The 2,699-nt window shown below is 69.6% G+C and carries 4 protein-coding genes; 2 read left to right on the top strand and 2 right to left on the bottom strand.

Annotated elements, in window-relative coordinates; all coding sequences use genetic code 11:
- The first annotated feature begins 26 nt into the window (after nt 1-26).
- Together A5646_RS24845 and A5646_RS24840 are read left to right on the top strand one after the other, a co-directional pair.
- Nucleotides 27-812: an alpha/beta fold hydrolase gene (locus tag A5646_RS24845; protein ID WP_067024911.1), complete on the top strand. Its 786-nt coding sequence runs from the start codon at nt 27-29 to the stop codon at nt 810-812.
- A gap of 2 nt (nt 813-814) precedes the next feature.
- The gene (locus A5646_RS24840) at nt 815-1,123 is read left to right on the top strand and encodes an MGMT family protein (protein ID WP_066867959.1); all 309 of its coding nucleotides are present in this window, start codon (nt 815-817) and stop codon (nt 1,121-1,123) included.
- On the opposite strand, the gene A5646_RS24835 is transcribed toward A5646_RS24840, so the two are convergent.
- Both A5646_RS24835 and A5646_RS24830 read right to left on the bottom strand, forming a co-directional pair.
- On the bottom strand, nt 1,120-1,974 hold the full coding sequence (locus tag A5646_RS24835; protein WP_066867956.1) for a TIGR02569 family protein: 855 nt from the start codon (nt 1,972-1,974) through the stop codon (nt 1,120-1,122). The two genes, A5646_RS24840 and A5646_RS24835, sit on opposite strands and share 4 nt — an antisense overlap.
- 79 nt (nt 1,975-2,053) lie before the next feature.
- On the bottom strand, nt 2,054-2,699 hold a 646-nt coding region (locus A5646_RS24830; protein WP_255362103.1), incomplete at its 5' end, for a rhodanese-like domain-containing protein.

Genomic DNA, 2,699 nt, shown 5'->3' with positions numbered 1-2,699 from the left:
ACCGCGGTGGCTGGCACCATCGACTGGTGACCGCGAAGTTGCATGTACACCGCTACGGCCCGCCGGGTCCGGTGCGGATCCTCGCATTGCACGGGCTGACCGGCCACGGCCAGCGCTGGGAGCATTTAGCCGGCTTGCTGCCCGGGATCGGTATCGCCGCACCGGATCTGGTGGGTCACGGCAGGTCCTCATGGGCAGCGCCGTGGACCATCGACGCCAACGTCGCGGCGTTGGCCGCGCTGCTCGACGAACAGCCCGGCACACCGGTGGTGATCGTCGGCCACTCGTTCGGCGGCGGGCTGGCGATGCAGCTGGCCGCCGTCCGCCCGGATCGGGTGGCGGGGCTGCTGCTGCTCGACCCGGCGGTCGGGCTGGACGGCGAGTGGATGCGCGAGATCGCCGAGGCGATGCTGTCCTCGCCCGACTACCCCGACGCCGAGGAAGCGCGCCTGGAAAAGGTGCACGGATCGTGGTCGGATGTCGAACCCGCCCTGCTGGACGCCGAGATCGACGAGCATCTGATCGCGCTGCCGGGCGGCCGCTACGGCTGGCGGGTGAGCCTGCCGGCGATGATGTCGTACTGGAGCGAGCTGGCCCGCGAGACCGTGCTGCCGCCCGCGAAGACCCCGACCATTTTGGTGCGGGCCAAGCGCACCACGCCGCCCTATGTCACCGACCAACTGATCGACGCCCTGGCGGAGCGGTTGGGAGCGGATTTCCGGCTGCTGGATTTCGACTGCAACCACATGGTGCCCTACGCCAAGCCCGACGAGGTCGCCGCGTTGACCCGCGAGCTGTTGGAAGCCGGCTGACCGTGGCGCCGGTGACCGACGAGCAGGTCGAGCGGGTGCGTGAGCTGGTCGCCGCGATCCCAGCCGGGCGGGTCGCCACCTACGGCGACATCGCCACTGTCGCAGGGCTTTCCAGCCCGCGCATCGTCGGCTGGATCATGCGGACCGATTCCTCGGATCTGCCCTGGCACCGGGTGATCACCGCGTCCGGTCGACCGGCGCGACACCTGACGACCCGCCAGCTGGAGCTGTTGCGCGCCGAAGGCGTGCTGGCGACCGACGGCAAGATCGCGCTGCGCGAGGTTCGTTACGAGTTTGCCGACGGGCGCTAGAGCACCAGCCGGACCAGCGCGGCGGTGCGGGCCAGGCCGGGGAACGCCTCGGCGGTGGAACGCGGATGCAGCGCGTGGACCGCGAGGCGAAACATCAACGCCCGCAACAACATCTGCGGCCATTCGGGCAGGGCGTTCCAGCGCTCGATGAGCCCGTCGTCGGCCTCTCCCCAGGACAGCGCGTCGATGACGACCACACCGGCCGCCCACGACGCGGGCCGCCAGTACGGGGTGATGTCGGTGATTCCCGGCGCCGCGGTACCGACGAAAAGCACTGTGCCGTAAAGGTCTCCGTGGACCAGCTGGTTGGGGCTCTTGGTCGGCTTGCGCAGGGTGCCCAGCTGCTGGAGCAGCTCCACCGACCGCTCGGCGTCCGCCGTCGCGGGGGCGGAGCGCGCACCCGGGGGCACCGAGGCCAGCGGCCGTTCCTCCCACGCCGCGCGGTCGGCGGCGATGAAGATGTCGACGTCACCCCACGGCGCCGTGGGCCCCTGGGTCAGAAAGCGGGGCCGATCCAGTTTGCCCGTCGCCTCGTGCAGGCGCACCGCGGCCGAGACGACTTCGTCATGGCGGGGCTCGGGCGTCCCGGCCACGAAGGTGTCCGCCCGCCACCCGGATACGACGTAGCGCCCGTCGGTGGACCGCACCGGCCGGGCCAGGCGAACGCCGTCGACGAACAGCGTCTCGCGAACCCGGGCGGACCACGCCGCGCGGGCGTTGTCGGCCACCAGCGATAAGACGACTTCGCCGCACCGCCAGCCGCCCTCCCAGCTGGCGCCCAGATTGACGGGTTTAACTCCGGCCAAACCAAACGCCGACAGCACATGATCCGGCGGTGGCTCGACTGTCACACCGGTACTCTAAACGAGTCCAACAAGCGGTGATCGCTAGCACAGCGGCGGGTCGCCGCAGTCCAACAGGCGTTCCGGGTCAGTACATGACCATGTCGGGTTGCATCTGCTGCGCCCACGCCACGATCCCGCCCTGCAAATGCACCGCGTCGGCGAAGCCGGCCTTGCGCACCACCGCCAGCGCCTGGGCCGACCGCACCCCCGTTTTGCAGTACAACACCGGCAGGCGGTCCTGCGGCAACTTTGCCAGGCCCTCGCCGGAATTTATCGAGGACTGCGGGATCAACTGGGCTCCGTCGATGTGCACGATGTCGAACTCCACCGGCTCACGCACGTCGATCAGCGCCAGCTTCTTGCCCGAATCCAGCCAGTCACGCAGCTCGCGCGGCGTGATGGTCGACGCGGCGTCCTGTGCCGAGGGTTCCGGCGCCACGCCGCACAGCTGCTCGTAGTCGACGAGCCCGGTGATCTTCGGCCGCGACGAATCCGACGGGTCCCGGCGGATCGCGATGGTGCGGTAGGTCATCTCCAACGCGTCGTAGATCATCAACCGGCCCAGCAACGACTCGCCGATCCCGGTAATGAGTTTGATCACTTCGGTGCTCATCACCGAGGCGATGGAGGCGCAGACGATGCCCAGCACGCCGCCCTCGGCACAGGACGGCACGGAGCCGGCCGGCGGAGGCTCGGGGTACAGGTCGCGATAGTTGATCCCGCAGTCCGTT

This window comes from Mycobacterium sp. 1245499.0, from assembly GCF_001673615.1.
Classification (GTDB): domain Bacteria; phylum Actinomycetota; class Actinomycetes; order Mycobacteriales; family Mycobacteriaceae; genus Mycobacterium; species Mycobacterium europaeum_A.
Note: the sequence above shows the minus strand (reverse complement) of the source record. Positions and strands in the feature narration are given on the sequence as shown.